Below are 24,607 nucleotides of genomic sequence, written 5' to 3' on the forward strand. Positions count from 1 at the left end.
GGTTGGGGATTGTTTCTCTGTAAAAAATATGCTGTAAATAGTTTTCTTTATTCTTTTTATTGTTATTTCTGGTAATAAATACTATTTTGGGTAATTCTGCATTTTTAGGTAAAACGTAATATTTGAGGTAGTAATAGTGAGAGTAAATTTTTTTATTTTAATCTTAATTGGTGCTGTGGGAATGTACGCTTGTTCTTCCCCAAAAAAAAGACAAGAGGAAATTGTACAAAGGCAAGATGAAAAAGATAGTATATCTCTTGTGTACAACCCAGTAGATGAGGATCCGCTAATTGATGCTTTCATGCAGAAATTGCATGTTAAATCTGCATTTAATGGTAATGTATTAATTGCAAAAGGGGGGAAGATTATTTATCAGAAGTCCTTCGGATGGGCAGATTATCTTCGCAAAGATAGTTTAAAAATAACCTCAAAGTTTGAACTAGCATCGGTTTCTAAGCCTATTACAGCTATAGGTATATTGAAATTGGTCGAACAAGGCAAACTACGACTAAATCAAACAGTCAATGATTTTTTTCCAGAATTTCCGTACCTAGGTGTGACTGTTGAAATGTTGTTAACTCATCGCAGTGGTTTGCCAAATTACGTTTATTTTTCGGAGGAGGTTTGGAAGGATAAGAAGAAAGGTATGACTAATATGGATGCTATGAATTTACTTATAGAACATAAGCCTCCTAGATACGGAGCCCCAAACGGACGCTTCCTTTATAATAATTCTAATTTTATGGTTTTGGGGTCTATTATTGAAAAGGTTACCGGTAAGGATTTTGCTACATACATGAAGGAAACTGTTTTTGATCCTGCAGGTATGAAAAATACGGCTGTGCTTTCTAAAGCTGTATACGAAAAAATCCCCACAGATGTTGTAGGGCATGATAAAGTCTGGAGAAGATCTGTTGTGCAGAATTTTCTTGATGGTCCAGTTGGTGATAAAGGTATTTACAGTACTGTTCAGGATTTGTTTTTACTAGATTTAGCGTTAAAAGAAGGACGTATTTTGCAAAAACAAGTTTTGGACTCTGCATATGTGCCTCGTAGCGATGCTAAGCGCAGCTTATTTAGTTACGGTTATGGTTGGCGTACTTTTTCACCAAAACAAGCACAGATCGTGTACCATACGGGGTGGTGGCATGGGTTTAGAAACCTCTACGTACGTGATCTTACTGACGATATTACGATCGTATTTCTGTCGAATATGGCGAACGGTAGTCTGGTGAAATTAGATGATTTGTATAAAATCTTAAAAATGCCTATTTTGAGACAAAATGCATATAATGCAAATGGAGATTTTGTTGTTAACTAACTTATAAATGATGTATGAAAAAGACACTTATATTAGGCGCAAGTACGAACCCAGCACGTTATGCTTATTTGGTCGCAAATAAGTTGGTTAGGAAAGGTTATCCTATCGTCAATGTAGGCCGTAAGCGAGGTAAAGTTGCAGGGGTGGACATCGAAGAAATGGGAGAGGTGTATACGGATATTGATACTATTACTTTATATGTGGGGCCCTTGAATCAAGAGGTATACTATGATTATATTTTGGAGACACGTCCTAAACGAGTAATTTTTAATCCGGGTACTGAGAATCTCGAACTTCGAGCTAGGTTGGAGGCTGCTGGTATAGCGAGTTTAGATGCTTGTACATTAGTTATGCTTAACACGGGGCAATATTAAAATATTTTTTTGTAAAAAATAGGGTGCCTTGCATGTCAGTGTAGGGCACTTTTTGCTTAATTTATGTCGAGGATGTACTCGCATTTCTTGTACTTCTTATAGAAATTACAATTTGTAAGCGGTGCGTTTTCCATGGCACAAATCGGATAACGCATTGCTATAGTCCGATGATTTTATATTGTGAAAAGAAAAAAGTTAAAAATAATCCTTTAATTATTTGATAGTTATAAAAATGTTTGTAATTTTGCAATCCCTTTATGGGGAAAGTATGTCTTGAGCGAAGCCCTACTGCTTCGATGGACTTTTAATTAATTTATTTATAACATGTCAGGAATTATTGGTAAAAAAGTAGGAATGACCAGCCTGTTCGATGCGGAAGGGAAGAATATCCCTTGTACAGTAATTGAGGCTGGGCCGTGCGTGGTAACGCAGATACGTACGGTAGAAAAGGATGGCTATGCGGCTCTTCAACTTGGTTATGATGATGCTAAGGAAAAGAATACGACAGCTCCTTTAAAAGGACACTTTGCAAAAGCAGGAGTGGCTCCTAAGCGTAAGCTAGTTGAATTCAAAACTTTTGAAGACGAGAAACAACTAGGTGACATCGTGGATGTGACTATCTTTGCTGAAGGTGAGTACGTAGATGTAGTCGGTACTTCTAAAGGTAAAGGTTTCCAAGGTGTAATGAAGCGTCACGGATTTGGTGGTGTAGGTGGTGCGACTCACGGTCAGCACAACAGACTACGTGCTCCAGGTTCACTAGGTGCTTCTTCTTGGCCTTCACGTGTATTCAAAGGAATGCGCATGGCGGGTCGTACAGGTGGTGATAGAGTGAAAGTTCAAAACTTACAGATTTTGAAAGTTTATGCTGATCAAAACCTAATTGTTGTTAGTGGTTCCATTCCAGGAGCTAAAGGTTCATATGTAATCGTAGACAAATAGTAGAGATGGAAGTTAACGTATTAAATTTATCAGGTAAAGAAACAGGTGCCAAGGTGCAACTGCCTGAGTCAGTATTCGGTGTAAAGCCTAACGACCATGCGATCTATTTGGATGTGAAACAATACTTAGCGAACCAACGCCAAGGAACTCACAAATCTAAACAACGTAATGAAATCGCGGGTTCTACGCGTAAATTGCATAAACAAAAAGGTACTGGTGGTGCTCGTGCGGGTTCTATCAAATCTCCATTGTTTAATGGTGGTGGTCGTGTATTCGGTCCTCAACCACGTGACTATAGTTTCAAATTGAACAAAAAATTGAAGCAAGTAGCACGTAAATCAGCATTGAGCTATAAAGCACAAGAGAACAATATTTTGGTGTTAGATGCAGTAAGCTTCGAATCCATCAAAACTAAAAACTATGTGTCTTTGATCAACGCGTTGAACGTAGCTGACGAGAAAACCTTATTGGTTTTGCCAGCATACGATAACAATGTTTATTTATCAAGCAGAAACTTGAAGAAAGCAAAAGTAATCGCAGCTTCAGATTTGAACACTTACGATGTGTTGAATGCAACAAAACTTTTGTTAACTGCGGATTCTGTTAAAACTTTGGAGGAAGCATTCGCTAAGTAATATGGAAATTATCAAAAAACCTATTTTGACTGAGAAAGCTTCGTTATTGACGGAGAAATTGAATCGTTATGCTTTCAAAGTTGACCACAGAGCTAATAAAATCCAGATTAAACAAGCTGTAGAAGAAATGTTCGGTGTTACTGTATTAGCAGTAAATACTGCGGTAGTAGCTGGTAAAGCAAAGAGCCGTTACACGAAAGCTGGTTTCGTTTCTGGAAGAAGCCCTAAGTATAAAAAAGCCATCATCACGGTGAAAGATGGCGAAACTATTGACTTTTACAGTACACTATAATAAGAAATGGCAGTTAAAAGATTCAAACCGGTAACCCCTGGTACGCGTTTCAGAGTGGGTGCAGACTACTCTGATATTACTACAAACGTTCCTGAAAAGTCGTTGGTAGTAGGTAGCAACAAGAGATCAGGTGGACGTAATAAATCCGGTAAAATGACTATGCGTTATATCGGTGGGGGACACAAAAAAACATACCGATTAATAGATTTCAAACGCGATAAAAAAGATATCCCTGCAAAAGTAGCTACTATTGAGTACGATCCGAACCGTACTGCTCGTATTGCTTTGTTGCATTACGCAGACGGTGAGAAACGTTACATCGTAGCTCCAGCTGGTTTAACAGTTGGACAGACAGTAATTGCAGGTGATAAAGTAGCCCCAGAAGTTGGTAATACATTGCCACTTGCTAATATTCCGCTAGGTTCGATCATCCACAACATTGAATTGAACCCAGGTCAAGGAGGTTCAATTGCACGTTCTGCAGGAACATATGCGCAATTGTCAGCTCGTGACGGTAAGTATGCCATCATCAAATTGCCTTCAGGTGAGACTCGTATGATTTTATTGACTTGTGTTGCTACAATAGGTTCAGTATCTAATGCTGAGAAAGCAAACCAAGTATTAGGTAAAGCGGGTCGTAAACGTCACTTAGGTCGTCGTCCTCGCGTTCGTGGTGTTGCGATGAACCCAGTAGATCACCCTATGGGTGGTGGTGAAGGTCGTACTTCGGGAGGTCACCCACGCTCACGTACAGGTGTGTTAGCTAAAGGCTTTAAAACACGTTACAAGAAGAAAACATCGAATCGTTACATCATTGAGAGAAGGAAAAAATAATGGCTCGTTCAATTAAAAAAGGTCCTTATATCGATCACAACTTAGAAAGAAAAGTTCTTTCTATGAATGAAACAAACAAAAAATCAGTAATCAAAACTTGGTCTCGTAGATCAATGATTTCTCCTGATTTTGTTGGCCATACCTTCGCAGTGCACAACGGGAACAAATTTATTCCTGTGTATGTAACAGAAAATATGGTAGGTCACAAGCTTGGTGAATTTGCGCCTACGCGTACATTTAAAGGCCACGCAGAAAAGAAAAAATAATTAGGTAATGGAAGCAACAAAGAAACTTAAGAAGTCTGTCCTTATCAGACAGCGCAAAGAGCAGGAAAAAGCTCAAGTAGGAGGAGCTTCTACTGCCAAGTTATTGAACTGCCCTACTTCACCGCGTAAAATGCGGTTGGTGGTAGATCTTATCCGTGGTGAAAAAGTAGAGAACGCTCTTTATATCTTGAAACATTCAAGTAAAGAAGCTGCTGCACGTGTTGAAAAATTATTATTATCAGCTATTAAAAACTGGGAAGCTAGCAATGAAGGAGCTTCTTTAGAAGGCAGTGCTTTATTTGTAAAAGAGATATCTGTAGGTGGAGGCCGTCAATTGAAAAGATTACGTCCAGCGCCTCAAGGTCGCGGTTATAGAATTCGCAAGCGTTCAAATCACGTGACTTTGGTCGTAGATAGTTTAAACAACGTTAACAACTAATTTAGTATAAGAATGGGACAAAAGGCAAATCCAATAGGTAGCAGATTAGGTATCATCAAAGGATGGGATTCTAATTGGTTCGGAGGCAACAACTATTCTGATAAGTTAGTTGAGGACGAAAAAATCAGAAAATATCTTTCTGTACGTATCGCAAAAGGTGGCGTAGCAAAAGTTGTTATCGAAAGAACTTTAAAACGTATCACTGTTACTATCCATACTGCACGTCCAGGAATCGTTATCGGTAAAGGTGGTCAAGAGGTTGACAAGATTAAAGAAGAGTTGAAGAAATTGACGAAGAAAGACGTTCAAATCAATATCTTCGAGATCAAACGCCCTGAGTTAGATGCGAAATTGGTGGCAGAAGGCATTGCTAAACAACTTGAAGCTCGTATTTCATTCCGTCGCGCAATGAAAACAACAATTGCTTCAACAATGCGTATGGGTGCTGAAGGTATTAAAGTAATGTGTTCTGGTCGTTTAGGTGGTGCTGAAATGGCTCGTACTGAACAGTATAAAGAAGGAAGAACTCCTCTTCACACATTGCGTGCAGATATCGATTACGCATTAGCAGAAGCATTGACTACTTACGGTAAAATTGGTGTTAAGGTTTGGATATGTAAAGGTGAAGTTTACGGCAAACGTGACTTATCGCCTAATATCGGCCAAACATCTAACACAAAAACACGTACTGGCAACGAAGGCGGTGAACGTCGCGAACGCGATAATCGTAAAGGTGGTCGTGGTGGAAATAACCGTGGTGGAAATAATAACCGTGGTGGAAATAACCGTGGTGGTGCAAATAGAGGTTAATTAAGTTTAATAGATTACAACAAATGTCCGCCAACGGGCGGATTAAATAAAATACGAACATGTTACAGCCAAAAAGAACGAAGTTCAGAAAGATGCAGAAAGGCCGCATGAAAGGTAACGCTTCTCGTGGAGCGGAATTAGCTTTCGGTTCTTTCGGTATCAAATCGCTGGAGTCAGCATGGATCACTAGCCGTCAGATAGAGGCTGCACGTATCGCCGTTACACGTTTTATGAAACGTGAAGGTCAAGTGTGGATCCGTATCTTCCCTGATAAACCTGTTACGAAAAAACCTGCAGAGGTACGTATGGGTAAAGGTAAGGGTGCTCCAGAATACTGGGTAGCGGTAGTACGCCCAGGCCGTATGTTATTTGAAGCAGAAGGTGTGCCTTTGGAAGTTGCCAAAGAAGCATTACGTTTAGCTGCTCAAAAGCTGCCGGTTCAAACTAAGTTTGTTTTACGTAGAGATTACGTAGAAGCATAAAAATCGTTGGTAATGTCAATAGTTTAGCCTTGTGGCCGTTACCCACAAGGCTTCATATAAACAAAATTGATAACCCAGCACAAACTGAAATCAAATGAAAAATTCAGAAATCATCGAATTATCACAAGAGGAACTTACAGCTCGTCTTAAAGAAGAGAAAGCTGCTCTTAACAAGTTGAAATTTGCCCATGCTGTTTCTGCTATTGAGAACCCTAACGTAATCAAAGCTGCACGCAGAAATATCGCTCGTATCTCTACTGAGATTTCGAAACGTAAGGTCGCTGCAAAATCTGAAACAGCCGCTGAGGCACAATAAGTAAAGTCGAAATGGAAAGAAAATTAAGAAAAACAAGAATCGGCTTAGTAGTTAGCAACAAAATGGACAAATCTATTGTAGTGGCTGTTGAACGTAAAGTAAAGCACCCTATTTACGGTAAGTTTGTGAAAAAAACTACTAAATTTAAAGCTCATGACGAAACAAATACCTGCGGTATCGGCGATACGGTATTAATTATGGAAACTCGTCCGCTGAGTAAAACAAAGAACTGGAGATTAGTTGAAATTTTAGAAAGGGCTAAATAATGGTACAACAGGAATCAAGATTAAATGTAGCCGACAACTCAGGTGCTAAAGAAGTTTTAGTTATCCGTGTATTGGGCGGTACGCGTAAGCGTTATGCATCTATCGGTGATAAAATTGTTGTTACCGTAAAGAGCGCTTTACCTTCAGGAAACGTGAAAAAAGGTTCCGTTTCTAAAGCAGTAGTAGTTCGCACGAAAAAAGAAATTCGTCGTAAAGATGGTTCATATATTCGTTTCGACGATAATGCTGCAGTATTGTTAAATAATAACGATGAACCACGTGGAACACGTATTTTTGGCCCTGTGGCTCGTGAATTACGTGAAAAGCAGTTCATGAAAATCGTATCACTAGCACCGGAGGTTTTATAATTATGGCACAAAAAACAAAAACAACTCACAAAATCAAAATTAAAAAAGGTGATTTAGTGAAAGTTATCGCTGGTAACTCTAAAGGTAAGCAAGGAAAAGTATTGCAAGTTTTAGTGGACGCAAACAGAGCTGTCGTTGAAGGCGCTAACATCGTTAAAAAACACACTAAACCTAGCGCAGCTAATCCTAATGGAGGTATCATTGAGAAAGAAGCTGCTATCAACATTTCTAATTTGGCTTTAATCGACGCTAAAACAGGAGAAACTACTCGTATTGGTCGTAAAGTTAATGCAGAAGGAAAAATTGTTCGTTACGCAAAAAAATCAGGGGAGGAAATTAAATAATGACTTACGTACCAAGATTGAAAGCGAAATATGCGGAAGAAATCCGTACAGCGCTTAAAGAAAAATTCCAGTATAAAAGCGTTATGCAAGTTCCTAAACTGGAGAAAATTGTAGTATCCCAAGGTGTTGGTGCAGCTACTTCAGATAAAAAATTGATTGATAACTCTGTGTCTGAATTGACATTGATTACTGGTCAACAAGCTGTGCCTACAAAATCTAAAAAGGATATCTCTAACTTCAAATTGCGTAAAGGTATGCCAATTGGTGCGCGAGTAACATTGCGTGACAATAATATGTATGAGTTTTTAGATCGTTTGATTGCTGTTTCTTTACCTCGTATTCGTGACTTCCGTGGTATAAATGATAAAGGTTTCGACGGTAGAGGTAACTATAACCTAGGTATTACTGAACAGATTATTTTCCCGGAGATTAATATTGATAGAATCAATAAAATCCAAGGGATGGATATTACATTTGTAACTTCGGCTGGTACTGATGTTGAAGCGTTGGAATTATTGAAACAATTCGGTTTACCATTCAAAAATCAAAATTCAAACAACAATGGCTAAAGAAGGATTAAAAGCACGCGAAGTAAAGCGTCAGAAATTGGTAGCTAAATATGCGGATAAACGTGCGGCTCTAAAAGCTGCTGGTGATTATGCTGCATTAGATAAATTGCCAAAGAATGCTTCACCTGTACGTTTGCACAATCGTTGTAAGTTGACAGGTCGTCCTAAAGGATATATGCGTCAATTTGGTATCTCTCGTGTAACTTTCCGTGAGATGGCATTAGATGGTAAAATCCCGGGAGTGAAAAAAGCTTCTTGGTAATCAGAAAAAAAACTTTTACTTTTGCCCGGATAAACCCATAATAGGGTTTATCGGGTTTTTTCGTGTTGAAAAATTTTATACACAGACAATAGGTCCATTCTTAGGTTAGAAAAGGAAACCATTGTCATAATTTTATATATAATGAATACAGATCCAATAGCGGATTACCTTACACGAGTAAGGAATGCCATTAAGGCCAACCATAGGGTTGTTGAGATTCCTGCATCGAACCTAAAAAAAGAGATCACAAAAGTTCTTTTTGATAAAGGTTACATTGCTAATTACAAATTTGAGGAGACTGGTGTTCAAGGCTCTATTAAGGTAGCTTTGAAATATCATCCTATTAGCAAAATTCCGGCTATTCGCACATTGACACGTGTGAGTAAACCTGGTTTAAGAAAGTATGCAAGTGTTGATAATCTTCCTCGCGTTTTGAACGGTTTGGGTATAGCTATCTTGTCAACTTCTAAGGGAGTAATGACAGATAAGGAGGCCCGCCTACAAAATGTAGGTGGTGAGGTTTTATGTTACGTTTATTAATCTAGGTAAAAACACAAAGAAAAGATGTCAAGAATTGGAAAAGCGCCTATCGCTATTCCCTCGGGAGTATCGATAACTGTATCAGATAAAAATCTGGTAACAGTTAAAGGACCAAAAGGCGAATTAACACAGCAAGTAGATCGCGACATTACCGTTAAACAAGAAGAAGGTAATATCGTTGTAACACGTCCTACTGAACAAAAGAAACACAAAGCATTACACGGCCTATACCGTGCTTTAATCAATAACATGGTTGTTGGTGTTACAGAAGGTTATAAAACTACACAAGAATTAGTCGGTGTTGGTTATCGTGCTAGTAATACAGGTAACACACTTGAGTTAACTTTAGGTTTCTCTCACCAGATTGTTTTCGTATTGCCACAGGAAATTAAAGTAACTACAACTGCTGAAAAAGGTAAAAACCCAACGATCATTTTAGAATCTGCTGATAAGCAATTGATCGGTCAAGTTGCCGCAAAAATCCGTAGCTTCCGTAAGCCTGAGCCTTACAAAGGAAAAGGTGTTAAGTTTGCAGGTGAAGTATTAAGAAGAAAAGCAGGTAAATCAGCTAAAAAATAATAACCATGGCAGGAAATAAATCATCTCGCAGAGAGCGAATCAAAAAAGGAATAAGAAAAAACCTGACTGGATCAGTTGAGCGTCCACGGTTATCAGTTTTTAGAAGTAACAAAGGTATCTACGCACAAATTATCGATGATACAACTGGCAAAACTTTAGTTTCTGCTTCTTCAATTTCGAAAGAATTTGCTGCTTCTGGAACTAAAATCGAGCAGTCGAAAGCAGTGGGTAAATTGGTTGCAGAGAAAGCTGTAGCAGCAGGTATTAGCAAAGTAGTTTTTGACCGTAATGGGTACTTATACCATGGCCGTGTTCAATCATTGGCTGAAGGTGCTCGCGAAGGCGGTTTGGACTTTTAATCAATAAGAAGATGGCATTAAGCAATATAAAAAGAGTAAAATCAAGCGAAATTGAATTGAAAGATCGCTTAGTAAGCATCCAGCGTGTAGCTAAAGTTACTAAAGGTGGTCGTACCTTCAGTTTCTCTGCTATCGTCGTTGTCGGAGACGAGAACGGAATAGTAGGATACGGTCTTGGGAAAGCGAAAGAGGTAACTGAAGCTATTACCAAAGGTATCGATGATGCAAAGAAAAACTTAATTAAAGTTCCTATCATCAACGGTACAGTGCCTCACGAACAATATGGAAAATATTCCGGTGGTCGTGTATTGGTACAACCAGCAGTACATGGTACTGGAGTCCTTGCAGGCGGTGCAATGCGTGCGGTTTTGGAGAGTGCGGGTATCAAAGACGTATTGGCTAAGTCGTTAGGTTCATCTAACCCACATAATGTGGTTAAGGCAACTATCGATGCTTTAGGGAACCTACGTGATGCATATACGGTTGCTCAAAACCGCGGCGTCGATTTAAATAAAGTATTTAACGGTTAATTATCATGGCAAAAATTAAAATCACCCAGATAAAGAGCGTTATCGACAGAAGCGAGCGCCAAAAGAAAACTATTGAGGCTTTAGGTTTGAAACGTATCAACCACTCAGTAGAAGTTGAAGCTACACCTGCTATTATTGGTATGGTAAGAAAAGTGAATCACTTAGTAGCTATCGAAACTATTTAATATTGTAATGGAAAGAATTTTTGGATTCTTTCCATTTTATTAATTATTTTTTAATCGTTACGACCTGTTTAGTGAGAGCGAAGGCGTAACACAATTTCAAACAAAATGAATTTAAGTAATTTAAAACCAGCTAAAGGTTCTGTAAAAAGCAAAAAACGTATCGGTAGAGGTCAAGGTTCTGGACGTGGTGGTACATCCACTCGCGGTCATAAAGGAGCTGGTTCACGTTCTGGTACATCCACTAAAATCGGTTTCGAGGGTGGACAAATGCCATTACAACGTCGTGTGCCTAAATTTGGTTTCAAAAATATCAATCGTGTTGAGTATGTAGGTGTTAACTTAGATGTACTTCAAGCATTGGTGGAGAAACACAATTTGACTGTTGTCGATTTCGAAGCACTGCGTACACATGGCCTAGCTTCTAAAAATGACTTAATTAAAATTTTAGGTCGTGGCGAATTTTCTGCTAAAGTTGAGGTTAGCGCGCATGCATTTTCTTCTTCAGCACAAAAAGCTATCGAAGCTGCAGGTGGTTCTATCGTAAAACTTTAATATTACATGAAGAAACTAATCACAACCTTAACCAATATATGGAAAATTGAAGATTTACGTAATCGTATTATTACAACGTTACTACTTCTTCTAATCTACCGTATCGGTTGTCACGTGGTTTTACCAGGTGTTAACCCAGATGCATTGGCTACTAAGAGCAGCGACGGAAATAGCATATTGGATTTAATCAATATGTTTGCTGGGGGATCATTCTCTCGTTCGGCTATATTTGCTTTAGGCGTTATGCCTTACATTTCCGCATCGATCGTTGTTCAGTTATTGGGGATTGCGGTTCCTGCATTTCAAAAGATGCAAAAAGAGGGCGAGTCTGGTCGTAAAAAAATGAATCAGATTACACGTTATTTGACGTTAGCTATTACATTGGTTCAAGCGGTTGCTTATGTTAAAACACAAGTTCCAGCGGAAGCAAAAACACTTGCGGAACCTTTATTTACTGTTCTCTCTGCTATCGTTTTGACTGCGGGTACTTTGTTTGTGATGTGGCTTGGTGAAAAAATTACAGATAAGGGAATCGGTAATGGGATTTCTCTCATTATTATGGCGGGTATTATTGCCCAACTACCTGCTGGTATAGTGGCTGAATGGGGATCTAGGATGAGCCCAAGTGGTGGTGGTCCTATTCCATTGCTACTTGAATTTGTTGCCTTATTTTTTGTCGTCATTTTTGCTATTCTCGTTGTACAAGGTATACGTAAAGTTCCTGTACAATACGCAAAAAAGATCGTTGGAAATAAGCAAGTAGGAGGCGTTCGTCAATATATTCCGTTGAAAGTTAATGCAGCGGGTGTGATGCCTATCATTTTTGCGCAGGCTATTATGTTCTTACCAATGGCCTTATCTCAATTTTTTCCAAATTTACAGTCAGATTTTCTGACTTCGTTGAGTAATTATACTTCGGTAGCTTATAATGTAACATTTGCTGTATTAATTATTGCTTTTACATTTTTCTATACAGCTATTATGGTTAATCCTCAACAGATGTCTGAAGATATGAAGAAGAATGGCGGTTTTATACCGGGTGTAAAGCCAGGTTTTGATACCAATATTTTTATTGATAATGTTATTTCTAGAATCACTTTTCCTGGTGCAATATTCATAGCTGTTATAGCCATTATGCCGGCTTTGGCAGCTAAAGTTGGCGTAAATAACCAATTTGCACATTTTTATGGTGGTACTTCTTTATTGATTTTAGTTGGTGTTGTTTTAGATACACTTCAGCAGATTGAAAGTCATTTATTGATGCGTCATTACGATGGATTGATGAAGACAGGAAGAGTAAAAGGTCGTTCTACTGCAGCGACAGTTGAAGGAATAGATCAATCAGCAATTTAATAAATGTCTAAAGTTTATTATAAAACAGAAGATCAAATCGAGCAAATACGAGAGTCTGCAAATGTACTCTCGTTATTGCTTGGTGAAATAGCAAAGGAAATAAAACCCGGGATTACCACACTTTCCTTAGACAAGCTAGCTTACGACTTTATACACGATCATGGCGGCACTCCTGCATTTTTGAATTATCACGGATTTCCATATTCATTATGTATCTCTGTAAATGATCAGATTGTACATGGTTTTCCTAGTGATTATGTAATCAAGGAAGGTGATTTAGTTTCTGTTGACGGAGGGGTTAATTTGAATGGCTTTATAAGTGATTCTGCCTATACCTTTGGTATTGGCGAGATTTCTGATGAAGCAAAGCAGTTGTTGGAAGTCACAAAACAATCGTTGTTGAAAGGTGTGGAGCAAGCTATAGCTGGAAAACGCGTTGGGGATATCTCTTCTGCAATTCAGGAACATGTTGCACCTTACAATTATGGTATAGTCAGGGAATTGGTTGGTCATGGTGTTGGTCTTCACCTACATGAAAAGCCGGAGGTACCTAATTATGGAAAGCGTGGTGTAGGACCTAAACTTGAAACAGGGATTGTGATTTGTATCGAACCAATGATTAACGCAGGTAAAGCCGGAGTTAAGTTCTGGGACGATGGATGGACAGTAAGTACTATCGACGGTAAGTTATCTGCGCATTTTGAACAGATGGTTGCTATAAAAAAAGGTAAGCCCGATGTGCTCTTGAACTTTGAGCATGTAGAGAAAGTTTTGAATAAAAAGTAGTTGGTTTTCAATATTTTTGTTTATCTTTGCACTCCTGTTTGTGCGGGTAAAAATGTAAATTAAGTAAGAGCATATGGCTAAGCAAGCCTCAATAGAGCAAGACGGTATAATCAGAGAAGCGCTTTCGAATGCGATGTTTCGTGTGGAATTGGAGAATGGGCATGAAATTATCGCTCATATTTCTGGAAAAATGCGTATGCATTATATAAAAATTCTTCCAGGAGATAAAGTTAAGCTCGAAATGTCTCCCTATGATTTAACAAAGGGAAGGATTACTTATCGTTACAAATAGTAATCGAAGTGTTTTTCCGTAAATAGATTTTTAAAATATTATTACTATGAAAGTAAGAGCATCTATAAAAAAACGTAGCGCGGATTGTAAAATTATTCGTCGCAAAGGCAAAGTTTTTGTAATCAACAAAAAGAACCCTAAGTTTAAACAACGTCAAGGGTAAGTTTTAATTCACATAATAGCTTAAAATATTATATGGCAAGGATATCAGGTATAGATTTACCTAAAAACAAAAGAGGCGTTATAGGCCTTACGTATATATTCGGTATCGGTCGCACTACTGCTTCTTATATTTTAGAGAAAGCTGGTATTAGCGAAGATGTTAAGGTATCAGAATGGAATGATGATCAGTTAGCTGCGATTCGTACGATCATTAACGAAGAAGTTAAAGTTGAAGGAGCTTTGCGCTCTGAAGTTCAATTGAACATCAAACGTTTAATGGATATTGGTTGTTACCGTGGTTTACGTCACCGCAAGCATTTACCTGTTCGTGGTCAGCGCACTAAAAACAACTCGCGTACTCGTAAAGGTAAACGCAAAACAGTTGCAAACAAGAAAAAAGCTACTAAATAATAATTGAGAAATGGCTAAGAGTAAAAAAGTTACTAAAAAGCGTATCGTAGTTATTGAGCCTGTTGGTCAAGCTCATATCAACGCTACCTTTAACAACATTATCGTTACATTAACTAATAATCAAGGACAAACTATTTCATGGTCATCTGCTGGTAAAATGGGCTTTAGAGGTTCTAAAAAGAATACTCCTTATGCCGCAGGACAGGCAGCTAATGATTGCGGTAAAGTTGCATACGATTTAGGTTTACGCAAAGTTGAAGTTTTTGTAAAAGGTCCGGGAGCGGGACGTGAGTCTGCTATTCGTACATTACAAACTGTAGGTATTGATGTGACAACTATCAAGGATATCACTCCACTTCCTCACAACGGATGTCGTCCTCCAAAACGTAGAAGAGTTTAATAATAGTATTGTTTAAGATAAGATTCTCCAGCTATAGGCTGATAGATACTTCAAACAGAAAGAAAAATGGCAAGATATACAGGACCTAAGTCCAAAATAGCTCGTAAATTCAGAGAACCAATTTTTGGACCTGATAAAGCATTAGAAAAAAAGAATTATCCTCCAGGACAACATGGTCCATCAAAAAGAAGAGGTAAACAATCTGAATATGCAATTCAGTTGTTAGAAAAGCAAAAAGCGAAATATACTTACGGTGTATTAGAGCGTCAATTCCGTACGTTATTTGGAAAGGCGTCTGCTAAGCAAGGTATTACAGGTGAGAACTTCTTGAAGTTATTAGAAGCTCGTTTGGATAATGTTGTTTACCGTTTAGGTATCGCTTCAACTCGTGCAGCAGCGCGTCAGTTGGTATCACATAAGCATGTCACTGTTAACGGTGAAGTCGTTAATATTCCATCATATAGTCTACGTCCTGGTGACGTGATCGCAGTTCGTGAGCGTTCTAAATCATTGGAAGCAATTTCTTCTTCTGTCGAAGGACGGAAAATTAATAAATTCAGTTGGTTGGAATGGAATGCTAATGAATTACAAGGAACATTTGTTTCTTTCCCAGAGAGAGCGGATATTCCTGAAAACATTAAAGAGAATTTAATCGTAGAGTTGTACTCTAAATAAAATAAATAGTAGAAGTAAGCGATATCGAAAAGATATGGCTTGCTTCTACTATATTTTTACGTTATTAATAAAAACTTTTAAAAAGAAATAAATGGCAATTCTAGCATTTCAAAGACCGGATAAAGTTATCATGCAAAAATCAACAGATTTTGATGGTACTTTCGAATTTCGTCCATTAGAGCCAGGTTTTGGTGTAACTATTGGTAATGCTTTGCGCCGTATTTTATTGTCCTCCTTGGAAGGATATGCAATTACGTCGGTGAGGTTTTCAGGCGTTTCGCACGAATTCTCTACTATCAAAGGTGTTGTTGAAGACGTTACGGAGATTATCTTGAACTTGAAGCAAGTACGTTTCAAAAAGACAGGTGAGCAAGGTGATAGTGAGAAGATATTTGTTGTAATTAATGGTCAGGAGCAGTTTAAAGCTGGAGACGTTACTAAGTTTTCAAATAACTTTACAGTATTAAACCCTGATTTGGTTATCTGTAACATGGACAGTAGCGTTACCATTGAGGTCGAGTTATCGGTATCTAAAGGACGTGGTTATGTAAATGCTGAAGAAAATAAAGTTACTGACGGTCCAGTAGGTTTGATTGCTGTCGATTCTATCTACACACCTATTAAGAATGTAAAATATACCATTGAGAATTATCGTGTAGAACAAAAAACGGACTACGAGAAATTGTTGTTGGATATTTCTACTGATGGCTCTATTCATCCTGAGGAAGCTTTGAAAGAAGCTGCTAAAATCTTGATTCAACATTTCATGTTGTTCTCAGATGAGAATATGTTATTGGAGTCTCAAACGAAGGAAGAAACAAAAGTTGTGGACGAAGAGATCTTACATATGCGTAAGATTTTGAAAACTGAACTTGTGGATCTAGATTTGTCTGTTCGTGCTCTAAATTGCTTAAAAGCAGCTGACATTCGTACATTAGCTGAACTCGTGACATACGATGTTGCAGATATGTTGAAATTCCGCAACTTCGGTAAGAAGTCTTTGAGCGAGATCCAGGAATTGGTTAAGTCTAAAGGTTTATCTTTTGGTATGAACTTGACAAAATATAAACTTGACGAAGAATAAGTAATTAATAAAAACAATAAGCGACCTGTTGCATAATTCCCCAAAGTAGTAATAAGTTAAAATCGAGAATTTTCAATTTTAGCTTGTTATTTTAAGGACGGTATGCACAAAAAAAATAACAAAATGAGACACGGAAAAAAAGTAAACCACTTAGGCCGCACTGACAGTCACCGTAAGGCGATGTTAGCTAATATGGCGACTTCATTGATTAAACACAAACGAATTACGACAACTTTGGCTAAAGCAAAAGCTCTACGTACGTATGTGGAACCATTGATCACAAAATCTAAAAACGATACAACGCATTCTCGTCGTACGGTATTTGCTTACTTGAAAGATAAAGATGCTGTTACAATATTGTTTCGCGAAATTTCTGAAAAAGTTGCTACACGTCCAGGTGGATATACGCGTATTATCAAACTTGAGAATCGTTTAGGTGATAATGCAGAGATGGCGTTTATAGAACTGGTTGATTATAATGAAGTTTACGGTCAAACAGCGAAAACAGAAAAGAAAACTACTCGCCGTCGTGGTGGTGCTAAAAAGAAAGCATCAGACGTGGCAATCGAGGCTACTGATGAAGTAAAATCTGAAGAGGCTACTGTTATAGAAACAGAAAGCCCAGCTGAAGAAAAAAAGGAAGACTAGTTTATATAGTTCTCCAAATTAAAGAATCCTCGATGTTATCATCGGGGATTTTTTGTTTATCACTTATCTCACATTTTATTTTATTTTATTGACTTAATACACTGTCTCTTATTTATATTTGCGTACATATTTTTGCCTTTATACTATATTTTAATAAATGGACTTATTTAATGTTTATCCAATTAATCCCATAAATATTGTAAGAGCGGAGGGCTCGGCTATATGGGATGATCAAGATAATGAATATCTTGATTTGTATGGCGGTCATGCTGTAATTTCTATTGGTCATACGCATCCGCATTATGTTAAAACATTGACTAATCAACTTAATAGAATAGGTTTTTATTCTAATTCTATAGAGATACCTGTGCAGAAGCAGCTCGCTCGAAAATTAGGTCAGATTTCGGGAAAAGAAGATTATAGATTATTTCTGTGTAATTCCGGGGCTGAAGCTAATGAAAATGCTTTAAAATTAGCCTCTTTTCATAATGGAAGGAAGAAAATTATTTCATTTACTAAATCGTTTCACGGACGTACTTCGCTGGCGGTAGCAGCAACAGATAATCCATCGATTATTGCTCCTGTTAATGAAACGGATAATGTTATATTCCTACCATTTAATGATCAGGAAATGTTGGAAAAAGCCTTTAGTGAATTTGGAGAAGATATTTCTTCTGTTATTATAGAAGGGATACAAGGTGTTGGGGGGATTCGTGAGGCTTCAGTATCTTTCCTACGTGAGATACGTAGATTATGTGATAAGTACGGCGCTGTTTTTATAGCCGATTCAGTGCAGTGTGGATATGGGCGTACGGGAGATTTCTATTCCCACGATTATGCGGGTATCTCCGCGGATATTTACACGATGGCAAAAGGTATGGGGAATGGTTTTCCTATTGGTGGCATATCAATTTCTCCAAAGTTTTCAGCAAGTTTCGGTCTATTGGGTACTACATTTGGTGGAAATCATTTAGCTTGTGCTGCGGCATTGGCTGTGCTTGATGTTATAGAGAACGAAAACTTATTGGAAAATGCACGGCAAGTAGGTGCATATCTAATTGAGCAATTGCGCAGCTTTGACAAAGTAAAAGAAGTTAGAGGTAGGGGATTGATGATAGGTATTGAATTGCCAGAGGATTTAGCAAATGTAAAAAGGGAGCTTTTAACAAAAAATAAGATTTTTACAGGAGAAGCTAAACCCAACGTTATTCGGATTTTACCATCCTTAAATATCGATAAGAATATAGCAGATAGATTTTTAACAGCTTTCGAAGAAAGATTGAAAGCTTAATATAATATAGATGAAGAAGTTTTTTTCAGCGGCAGATGTTGATAATTTAAAAGATGTTGTAGAGGAGGCTTTGATGCTTAAATCTGCACCGTATGATTTTGAAAGCCTGGGTAAACACAAAACGTTAGGATTAGTGTTTTTGAATCCCAGTTTACGTACACGACTTAGTACGCAGAAAGCGGCGTTGAACCTCGGTATGAACGTTATGGTAATGAACATGGATAAAGACGGTTGGGCGTTGGAAACACAAGACGGTGTCGTAATGAATGGTACTACTGTCGAGCATATTCGAGAAGCAGCTGCAGTAATGGGGGAGTATTGTGATATTTTAGGTTTAAGGTCTTTTCCTAGTTTGAAAGATAAAGAGGCCGATTATAACGAAGATTTATTTAATAAATTTATAAATTTTTGTGGCGTTCCCGTAGTATCTCTAGAAAGTGCAACTCGTCATCCGTTGCAGAGCTTGACAGATTTGATTACGATTACAGAAAACAAAAATGTTGATAGACCTAAAGTCGTGCTAGCTTGGGCTCCCCATGTGAAGGCGTTGCCTCAGGCGGTGCCGAATTCATTTGCAGAATGGATGTGTAAAGCTCAGGAGCAGGGATTGGTAGACTTTACTATTGCACATCCTATGGGATATGAATTGAGTGAAGAGTTTACAAATGGAGCATATGTCACTGATAACTTGGAGGAAGCATTGCGTGAAGCCGACTTCGTGTATGTAAAGAATTGGTCATCTTATACGGAATATGGGCAAGTTTATTCAGTTGCTCAGAATTGGATGATGGATAACGAGAAGTTGAAGTTAACGAATGATGCGAAAGTTATGCATTGCTTGCCCGTTCGTCGGGATTTGGAATTGTCTTCTGAGATTTTAGATGGGCCAAATTCTTTGGTTATTAAAGAAGCTAGTAATAGAGTATGGGCAGCTCAGGTAGTCTTAAAAAGGATGTTAGAAAAATTATAATACTATATATGTATCGATGGGAAGTGTGTTAAATATAATTAAAATAGGTGGTAATGTAATTGATGATAAGGAACAGTTGCAGAATTTTTTAGAGAAATTTGCAGCTTTGCAGGGGAAGAAAATTCTTGTTCACGGAGGAGGTAAAATTGCTACACGTATAGCTGCTGGATTGGGAATTGAAGCTAAAATGGTGGACGGACGAAGGATTACAGATGAGTCTATGTTAGATGTGGTAACGATGGTTTATGCAGGTTTGACCAATAAAAATATCGTTGCTTCATTGCAGAAATTTGGTTGTGATGGACTAGGGGTGAGCGGTGCTGATGGTAATACGATAAAAGCTATAAAGCGCCCTGTAAAAGATATAGATTACGGTTACGTTGGAGATATTCTAGTAGATTCTGTTAATACATCAAGTGTGAAAAAATTTCTAGAAGCAGGATTTATTCCAGTTTTTTCTGCGATTACACACAACGGTTTGGGGCAGTTGTTAAATACAAATGCAGATACGATAGCCGCCGCGTTGGCAATTTCGCTTTCGAGAATTTACGAAACGCGTTTGATTTACTGTTTTGAAAAAAATGGCGTACTTCGTGACATTCAAGATCAACACTCTGTTATTAAGAAGTTGAAAAAACAAGATTTTGAGCTATTGAAGAAAGAAGGGGCAATATTTGAAGGGATGATTCCTAAATTGGAAAATGCGTTCCAAGCGATAGATAAAGGAGTGAAAAATGTTTTTATAGGAAATGCATTAAATCTCCATCTTTATCAACAGGGAGAGTTTGGGACGTGTTTGATGTCAAAATAATGATCGCACATGAGTAAAATAACAATTATTGGTAGTGGAAACATAGGTTTTTCATTGGCTAAAGGGTTGGTTAAATCTGGGCAGTATTTACCGTCTGAAATTACACTCACCCGTCGTAATATTACAGCATTGAAAGATGAGGCTGATTTAGGCTTTATCGTAAGTGATAGAAATTCAGAAGCGGTAGCAACCGCTGAAATTGTGGTTTTGGCAATATTGCCTCAGCAATTGCGAAAAGTTATGGAAGAGATTAAGTATGCTGTTCGCCCAGATCAAATCATCGTTTCTGTGATTTCTGGTGTGTCATGTATTGATATTAAATCTGTTTTAGGCCAAGATACAGTTGTTGTAAGAGCTATGCCTAATACGGCTATCGCTATTGGACAGTCGATGACTTGTATCGCGAGTGATGATGCTTCGGAAGAAAAAATTAGTGTGGTAGAACGTCTTTTTGAGACAGTAGGCTCTGTTGTAGTAATCCAAGAAGACTTAATGACTTCGGCAACTGCACTTTGTGCTTGTGGTATAGCCTTTTTCTTACGCGCTATTCGAGCAGCTTCGCAAGGTGGAGTTGAAATCGGTTTCCATGCACATGATGCATTGAAGATGGCAGTTCAGACTGCGAAAGGTGCTGCGGATTTATTGCTGCAGACACAAAATCATCCAGAGGGAGAGATTGATAAAGTGACGTCACCTAAAGGTTGTACTATTGCAGGATTAAATGAGATGGAGCACAACGGATTTAGTTCAGCTTTTATTAAGGGAATTAAACTATCTGCAAAAAAAGCCGGAGGACTTTATAATGATTAACGATGTTAAAAGACTGGGGGACGATGCAATAGAACTTTTAAGAAATCTGATAACTATCCCATCTTTTAGTCGAGAAGAAAACGGCACAGCAGATTTGTTGTGTCGTTTTTTGATAGAAAGAGGCGTTGATGTAGAAAGAGAAGGTAACAATGTCTGGGCATATAATAGGCATTTCGATACCGAAAAACCAACCATCTTACTCAATTCTCATCACGACACTGTTAAGCCTAATCCTGCTTACACCAAGGATCCATTTCTTGCTTTACAAGATGAAGGAAAGCTCTTTGGATTGGGGAGTAATGACGCTGGAGGATGTTTAGTTTCATTGATTGCTGCATTCCTGTATTATTATGAAACGGAGGAGCTTTGCTATAATCTTTGTCTGTTAGCTTCTGCTGAAGAGGAGATTTCAGGAAGAAACGGTATTGAGGAAGCTGTAAAACATCTTGTAAAATTGGATTTTGCTATTGTGGGAGAGCCAACTTTGTTGAACTTAGCTGTTGCTGAAAAGGGCTTGATGGTGCTCGACTGCGAAGCGAAGGGGGTGGCTGGTCATGCTGCTCGAGAAGAAGGCGATAATGCCATTTATAAGGCAATTGCAGCAATTGAGTGGTTTCGCAGTTTTAGCTTTCCTAGAGTTTCTTCATATTTAGGGCCGATTAAGATGTCGGTTACCATGATAAGTTCAGGTTCTCAGCATAATGTGGTGCCTGCATCTTGTATTTTTGTTGTCGATGTCCGGACAACCGATGTATATACGAATGAAGAAGTTCTTAATCTTATAGAAGAAAATGTACCTGTTCAAGTAAAAGCAAGGTCTACTAGGTTGAATTCCTCTAGTATTTCTTTGGAACATCCTATTGTACGTTCCGGAATTCAACTAGGTGCTAAAATTTATGGTAGTCCAACAATGAGTGACCAGGCATTATTATCTATTCCTTCTGTTAAAGTGGGGCCGGGAGATTCTGCCCGATCACATACCGCCGATGAATATATTTTCGTTGAAGAAATAAGAGAAGGTGTACGTTTTTATATCGATTTATTGCAAAACTTATTATAGTATAAAAAAAAGAGGAGCTTTTACTCCTCTTTTTTTTATACTATAAAGTTATTTGCCTTTTTATGCTTTCTTCCAACGAAATTATGGTTTCCGTTCGTTGAATACCTTTCAGTGCTTGTATATCTTCATTAAGAACTTTACGTAAATGCGCTGTATCTCGACATACAATTTTTGCAAACATACTGTATTGTCCAGTACAATAATGTAGTTCAACAACTTCTTTGATTTCTTGTAGTTGTTGAACTGCATCAGAATATTGAGATCCTTTTTCTAGATAGATTCCTAAAAAAGCAGTGATATCAAAACCCACTTTTTGTGGATTGATTATTAGCTCTGATCCTTTGATAATTCCTAGTTCTTCCATCTTTTTCATCCTAACATGGATGGTTCCCCCTGAAACTATTAGTTTTTTTGCTATTTCTGTGTATGGAATTGATGCGTTTTCCATTAAAGTAGACAAAATTTGTATGTCTAAATTGTCTAAATCGTAATTTAAATACTTTTTATCCATAAAAAATGGTTTTTTTGTGTGTTTTTCTTTGTGTTTATTGTAAAGTACATAAAAATCAAATAAAATTTGTAAATTTTTTATAAAAATCTTATGTTTGTATTAACAAAACGGGATAAAAGTTGAAAGTTTTGTTAAATAGCATGTTACTTCCCTCAAAATAACATAGGTTTATAATTGGTTAGCGTAGAAGCTCCTCGCCCGGGGAGCTTCTTCCTTTTTTAGCCGTGCCTATATAAGCCTGTTTTTTTTGCAAATTTTATTCTTTTGCAAAAATACTAACTATTTTCCGAATAAAATTTTATGATTTGTAAATTATAGAGGATATTTTGCGAATGTTTTATTTTTAATTCTGATGTTGTAGGCTTTATTATTCTCCTTAATTGTGTAACTTTAATATATTCTGATTGTATTTTGTGTATGGAAATTGAAGATGTTAAAATTTCGAGAAAAAAGCCGATTTATCCAGTTGGTGTCGGCTTAACTAAATATTTGCGTATTTACCAACGAGATGCAAAGTTTCCAATTTCTTATAAAGATCTTTTGGATTTTACAGAAACAGTGCCTGTAATGGATAAGAATGGGAATGATACTTTTTGGGAGACGCCATTGTATCCTCCTTATTTGCAAGATCGATTGTACGAAGGACTGAAAGTTGTTTATGCAATATTAAAGGCTTCGGGTAATACGAGGATAGTTCAACATAAAATCATAGATAGAATCGAATATTGTTCTTTTGGCAATACAAAGCCCTTTCGAATTCGTATTATAAATAGGCTTAATGACGTATATGATTATTTTTACATTAAACAAGCTGATGCATCTCGAATATATGGACTGGAGTTAGAAGAAATTTTATCACCTAATCAAGTAAACTACTTGGTGGATCGAGATACATTGGTTGAAGAACATATTGTAGGTATACCAGGTGATGTTTTTAGTAAAGGGGGGATAGATAATCCAGACTATAACCAAACCCGTATTGCTAAAGAGTTTGTTAAATTTAATGAACGTTGTATTATCTCGTTACTTGGAGATATGAGAGCTTATAATTTTGTTATGCAGATCACGCCTGACTTTGACGATTTTCAGTTTCGCATAAGGGCAATCGATTTCGATCAACAATTTTATGAAGGTAATCCTAAAGTATATATGCCCCAGTATTTTAAAGAGAATTTTCCATACGTAAAATTAGCTATGGAGCATTTGAATGAAAAAACTGTTTTGCAATATCAGCAAGAAGAAAGATCTTCGATCGTTCATAGAGTACGTAGTGAACGTCATAGGATTAAGGATTTACGTGATGCGTCTCAACTTCAAGTGTTGTCAAATCCGGAAAATATTGTGCGTTTGAGTCAAGGTTATGCACATTTCTACGATAATGAGGCATACTTTCAATGTAAAACGATGACAGATATTGTAGAGCTTAACGTTAAGAATGTTATCCGACAGGTTAAACTTTAACGGACTCTTTTTTTATTTTCTTTGACGAATGCTTCCCATCCAGAGTAACTCTTTGAATCTGATGAAATATTCTGTTGGAATGCATGGCATACGGCTACTGCTAGTCCGTCGGTAGCATCGAGAAATTCTGGTGTTTCATCAAAATTTAGAATAGTCTTTAACATCGCTGCGACCTGTTCCTTACTTGCATTGCCATTACCAGTCACCGACTGTTTTATTTTTCGCGGAGAGTATTCTGCTATAGGTATGTCAAAATTTAATGCTGCAGCCATCGCAACTCCTTGTGCACGGCCAAGTTTTAACATAACTTGTATGTTCTTACCATAGAAGGGGGCTTCCAAGGCCATGTAGTCTGGTTTGTATTCTTCAACTAGTGCCGATACTTTTTTGAAAATACGTTGAAGTTTTAGAGCTGGGTCGTCTAAGTGCCCCATTTTGATAACGCCGAGAGATACTAGAGAGAGTTTTTGACCATTTTGTTTTATAATACCATAACCCAATATTAAAGTTCCAGGATCTATCCCTAAAATGATTCTTTCTTTTGATTTCTCTCGCTGCATGGTGCAATATTACGATTTTAGAATCGAACCTTTATTACGATCTTCTCCGAAGATGAG

39 protein-coding genes are annotated in these 24,607 nt (G+C 37.6%); 37 read left to right on the forward strand and 2 right to left on the reverse strand.

The genetic code is table 11. From position 1 onward, the window contains the following. Positions 1-181: 181 nt before the first annotated feature. The 36 genes from ACSZOX_RS14225 (at position 182) to ACSZOX_RS14400 (ending at position 22,018) form a co-directional block, all read left to right on the forward strand. Positions 182-1,321 carry a serine hydrolase domain-containing protein gene (locus ACSZOX_RS14225; protein WP_437920812.1) on the forward strand — a complete coding sequence of 380 codons (1,140 nt, stop codon included), beginning with the start codon at positions 182-184 and terminating at the stop codon, positions 1,319-1,321. A 14-nt stretch (positions 1,322-1,335) separates the two neighbouring features. Then, positions 1,336-1,695 carry a CoA-binding protein gene (locus ACSZOX_RS14230; protein WP_437920716.1) on the forward strand — a complete coding sequence of 120 codons (360 nt, stop codon included), beginning with the start codon at positions 1,336-1,338 and terminating at the stop codon, positions 1,693-1,695. 324 nt (positions 1,696-2,019) lie between these two features. Beyond that, complete coding sequence (gene rplC, locus ACSZOX_RS14235) at positions 2,020-2,637, forward strand: 50S ribosomal protein L3 (protein WP_437920717.1); 618 nt, start codon at positions 2,020-2,022, stop codon at positions 2,635-2,637. Positions 2,638-2,642: 5 nt separating this feature from the next. After that, complete coding sequence (gene rplD / locus ACSZOX_RS14240) at positions 2,643-3,272, forward strand: 50S ribosomal protein L4 (RefSeq protein ID WP_437920718.1); 630 nt, start codon at positions 2,643-2,645, stop codon at positions 3,270-3,272. A gap of 1 nt (position 3,273) precedes the next feature. Beyond that, a complete protein-coding gene (gene rplW, locus ACSZOX_RS14245) occupies positions 3,274-3,564 on the forward strand; it encodes a 50S ribosomal protein L23 (RefSeq protein ID WP_093364177.1) in 291 nt (96 codons plus the stop codon). 6 nt (positions 3,565-3,570) lie between these two features. Then, positions 3,571-4,398: a 50S ribosomal protein L2 gene (gene rplB / locus ACSZOX_RS14250; protein ID WP_437920719.1), complete on the forward strand. Its 828-nt coding sequence runs from the start codon at positions 3,571-3,573 to the stop codon at positions 4,396-4,398. Beyond that, positions 4,398-4,664, forward strand: a complete 267-nt coding sequence (gene rpsS / locus ACSZOX_RS14255) for a 30S ribosomal protein S19 (protein ID WP_037498931.1) — start codon at positions 4,398-4,400, stop codon at positions 4,662-4,664. Before rplB ends, rpsS begins: the two co-directional genes overlap by 1 nt. A gap of 7 nt (positions 4,665-4,671) precedes the next feature. After that, entirely contained in the window at positions 4,672-5,103 is a 432-nt protein-coding gene (rplV, locus tag ACSZOX_RS14260; protein WP_437920720.1) for a 50S ribosomal protein L22, read from the forward strand. A 12-nt stretch (positions 5,104-5,115) separates the two neighbouring features. Beyond that, entirely contained in the window at positions 5,116-5,913 is a 798-nt protein-coding gene (gene rpsC, locus ACSZOX_RS14265) for a 30S ribosomal protein S3 (RefSeq protein WP_437920722.1), read from the forward strand. 59 nt (positions 5,914-5,972) lie between these two features. Further along, positions 5,973-6,395: a 50S ribosomal protein L16 gene (rplP, locus tag ACSZOX_RS14270; RefSeq protein ID WP_437920723.1), complete on the forward strand. Its 423-nt coding sequence runs from the start codon at positions 5,973-5,975 to the stop codon at positions 6,393-6,395. Positions 6,396-6,489: 94 nt separating this feature from the next. Then, positions 6,490-6,711 (forward strand): 50S ribosomal protein L29, encoded by a 222-nt coding sequence (rpmC, locus tag ACSZOX_RS14275; protein WP_437920725.1) that lies wholly within the window; start codon positions 6,490-6,492, stop codon positions 6,709-6,711. Positions 6,712-6,722: 11 nt separating this feature from the next. Further along, positions 6,723-6,977, forward strand: coding sequence for a 30S ribosomal protein S17 (gene rpsQ / locus ACSZOX_RS14280; protein WP_136900226.1), 255 nt, complete (start codon positions 6,723-6,725; stop codon positions 6,975-6,977). Then, positions 6,977-7,345, forward strand: a complete 369-nt coding sequence (gene rplN, locus ACSZOX_RS14285; protein ID WP_002997484.1) for a 50S ribosomal protein L14 — start codon at positions 6,977-6,979, stop codon at positions 7,343-7,345. Before rpsQ ends, rplN begins: the two co-directional genes overlap by 1 nt. Positions 7,346-7,347: 2 nt before the next feature. Beyond that, on the forward strand, positions 7,348-7,689 hold the full coding sequence (rplX, locus tag ACSZOX_RS14290) for a 50S ribosomal protein L24 (RefSeq protein ID WP_437920728.1): 342 nt from the start codon (positions 7,348-7,350) through the stop codon (positions 7,687-7,689). Beyond that, positions 7,689-8,258 (forward strand): 50S ribosomal protein L5, encoded by a 570-nt coding sequence (gene rplE, locus ACSZOX_RS14295; RefSeq protein ID WP_437920730.1) that lies wholly within the window; start codon positions 7,689-7,691, stop codon positions 8,256-8,258. Before rplX ends, rplE begins: the two co-directional genes overlap by 1 nt. Continuing rightward, complete coding sequence (gene rpsN, locus ACSZOX_RS14300) at positions 8,251-8,520, forward strand: 30S ribosomal protein S14 (RefSeq protein ID WP_196935492.1); 270 nt, start codon at positions 8,251-8,253, stop codon at positions 8,518-8,520. The genes rplE and rpsN overlap by 8 nt, the downstream gene beginning before the upstream one ends. 141 nt (positions 8,521-8,661) lie before the next feature. After that, on the forward strand, positions 8,662-9,060 hold the full coding sequence (rpsH, locus tag ACSZOX_RS14305; protein WP_437920732.1) for a 30S ribosomal protein S8: 399 nt from the start codon (positions 8,662-8,664) through the stop codon (positions 9,058-9,060). Between the two features lie 24 nt (positions 9,061-9,084). Next, positions 9,085-9,639 carry a 50S ribosomal protein L6 gene (rplF, locus tag ACSZOX_RS14310; protein ID WP_437920734.1) on the forward strand — a complete coding sequence of 185 codons (555 nt, stop codon included), beginning with the start codon at positions 9,085-9,087 and terminating at the stop codon, positions 9,637-9,639. 5 nt (positions 9,640-9,644) lie between these two features. Beyond that, entirely contained in the window at positions 9,645-9,998 is a 354-nt protein-coding gene (rplR, locus tag ACSZOX_RS14315) for a 50S ribosomal protein L18 (protein WP_437920736.1), read from the forward strand. Between the two features lie 11 nt (positions 9,999-10,009). Further along, entirely contained in the window at positions 10,010-10,528 is a 519-nt protein-coding gene (rpsE, locus tag ACSZOX_RS14320; RefSeq protein WP_189626671.1) for a 30S ribosomal protein S5, read from the forward strand. Between the two features lie 5 nt (positions 10,529-10,533). Then, positions 10,534-10,713 (forward strand): 50S ribosomal protein L30, encoded by a 180-nt coding sequence (gene rpmD, locus ACSZOX_RS14325; RefSeq protein WP_045753985.1) that lies wholly within the window; start codon positions 10,534-10,536, stop codon positions 10,711-10,713. 105 nt (positions 10,714-10,818) lie between these two features. Further along, on the forward strand, positions 10,819-11,265 hold the full coding sequence (rplO, locus tag ACSZOX_RS14330; protein WP_437920739.1) for a 50S ribosomal protein L15: 447 nt from the start codon (positions 10,819-10,821) through the stop codon (positions 11,263-11,265). A gap of 6 nt (positions 11,266-11,271) precedes the next feature. Further along, positions 11,272-12,618, forward strand: a complete 1,347-nt coding sequence (gene secY, locus ACSZOX_RS14335; protein ID WP_437920741.1) for a preprotein translocase subunit SecY — start codon at positions 11,272-11,274, stop codon at positions 12,616-12,618. 3 nt (positions 12,619-12,621) lie between these two features. After that, the gene (map, locus tag ACSZOX_RS14340; protein WP_437920743.1) at positions 12,622-13,404 is read left to right on the forward strand and encodes a type I methionyl aminopeptidase; all 783 of its coding nucleotides are present in this window, start codon (positions 12,622-12,624) and stop codon (positions 13,402-13,404) included. A gap of 73 nt (positions 13,405-13,477) precedes the next feature. Continuing rightward, positions 13,478-13,696 (forward strand): translation initiation factor IF-1, encoded by a 219-nt coding sequence (gene infA, locus ACSZOX_RS14345; RefSeq protein WP_002997456.1) that lies wholly within the window; start codon positions 13,478-13,480, stop codon positions 13,694-13,696. Between the two features lie 46 nt (positions 13,697-13,742). Then, entirely contained in the window at positions 13,743-13,859 is a 117-nt protein-coding gene (gene ykgO, locus ACSZOX_RS14350) for a type B 50S ribosomal protein L36 (protein ID WP_013665024.1), read from the forward strand. A 32-nt stretch (positions 13,860-13,891) separates the two neighbouring features. Continuing rightward, the gene (gene rpsM, locus ACSZOX_RS14355) at positions 13,892-14,269 is read left to right on the forward strand and encodes a 30S ribosomal protein S13 (RefSeq protein ID WP_437920747.1); all 378 of its coding nucleotides are present in this window, start codon (positions 13,892-13,894) and stop codon (positions 14,267-14,269) included. A gap of 10 nt (positions 14,270-14,279) precedes the next feature. Then, positions 14,280-14,669: a 30S ribosomal protein S11 gene (gene rpsK / locus ACSZOX_RS14360; RefSeq protein WP_274268071.1), complete on the forward strand. Its 390-nt coding sequence runs from the start codon at positions 14,280-14,282 to the stop codon at positions 14,667-14,669. A 66-nt stretch (positions 14,670-14,735) separates the two neighbouring features. Continuing rightward, positions 14,736-15,344 carry a 30S ribosomal protein S4 gene (rpsD, locus tag ACSZOX_RS14365; RefSeq protein ID WP_437920749.1) on the forward strand — a complete coding sequence of 203 codons (609 nt, stop codon included), beginning with the start codon at positions 14,736-14,738 and terminating at the stop codon, positions 15,342-15,344. A 91-nt stretch (positions 15,345-15,435) separates the two neighbouring features. Beyond that, positions 15,436-16,428, forward strand: a complete 993-nt coding sequence (locus tag ACSZOX_RS14370; protein ID WP_437920750.1) for a DNA-directed RNA polymerase subunit alpha — start codon at positions 15,436-15,438, stop codon at positions 16,426-16,428. 123 nt (positions 16,429-16,551) lie between these two features. Then, a complete protein-coding gene (gene rplQ / locus ACSZOX_RS14375; RefSeq protein WP_437920751.1) occupies positions 16,552-17,076 on the forward strand; it encodes a 50S ribosomal protein L17 in 525 nt (174 codons plus the stop codon). Between the two features lie 157 nt (positions 17,077-17,233). Continuing rightward, entirely contained in the window at positions 17,234-18,367 is a 1,134-nt protein-coding gene (locus tag ACSZOX_RS14380; protein WP_437920752.1) for an aspartate aminotransferase family protein, read from the forward strand. Between the two features lie 10 nt (positions 18,368-18,377). Then, positions 18,378-19,337: an acetylornithine carbamoyltransferase gene (locus ACSZOX_RS14385; RefSeq protein ID WP_437920753.1), complete on the forward strand. Its 960-nt coding sequence runs from the start codon at positions 18,378-18,380 to the stop codon at positions 19,335-19,337. A 16-nt stretch (positions 19,338-19,353) separates the two neighbouring features. After that, complete coding sequence (gene argB, locus ACSZOX_RS14390) at positions 19,354-20,148, forward strand: acetylglutamate kinase (RefSeq protein ID WP_437920754.1); 795 nt, start codon at positions 19,354-19,356, stop codon at positions 20,146-20,148. 9 nt (positions 20,149-20,157) lie between these two features. Next, entirely contained in the window at positions 20,158-20,958 is an 801-nt protein-coding gene (gene proC, locus ACSZOX_RS14395) for a pyrroline-5-carboxylate reductase (RefSeq protein ID WP_437920755.1), read from the forward strand. After that, entirely contained in the window at positions 20,951-22,018 is a 1,068-nt protein-coding gene (locus ACSZOX_RS14400; protein WP_437920756.1) for a M20 family metallo-hydrolase, read from the forward strand. The genes proC and ACSZOX_RS14400 overlap by 8 nt, the downstream gene beginning before the upstream one ends. 40 nt (positions 22,019-22,058) lie before the next feature. Here ACSZOX_RS14400 and ACSZOX_RS14405 read toward each other — a convergent pair whose 3' ends face one another. After that, positions 22,059-22,529, reverse strand: a complete 471-nt coding sequence (locus tag ACSZOX_RS14405) for an Lrp/AsnC ligand binding domain-containing protein (RefSeq protein ID WP_437920757.1) — start codon at positions 22,527-22,529, stop codon at positions 22,059-22,061. A 417-nt stretch (positions 22,530-22,946) separates the two neighbouring features. Between ACSZOX_RS14405 and ACSZOX_RS14410 the strand changes: the two genes are divergently transcribed. Beyond that, positions 22,947-23,990, forward strand: coding sequence for a hypothetical protein (locus ACSZOX_RS14410; protein WP_437920758.1), 1,044 nt, complete (start codon positions 22,947-22,949; stop codon positions 23,988-23,990). Here the strand turns inward: ACSZOX_RS14410 and ruvC are convergent. After that, positions 23,987-24,550 carry a crossover junction endodeoxyribonuclease RuvC gene (gene ruvC, locus ACSZOX_RS14415; RefSeq protein ID WP_437920759.1) on the reverse strand — a complete coding sequence of 188 codons (564 nt, stop codon included), beginning with the start codon at positions 24,548-24,550 and terminating at the stop codon, positions 23,987-23,989. The genes ACSZOX_RS14410 and ruvC overlap by 4 nt on opposite strands. Positions 24,551-24,607: the final 57 nt, after the last annotated feature.

Source organism: Sphingobacterium sp. LRF_L2 (genome assembly GCF_965644235.1).
Taxonomy (GTDB): Bacteria; Bacteroidota; Bacteroidia; order Sphingobacteriales; family Sphingobacteriaceae; genus Sphingobacterium.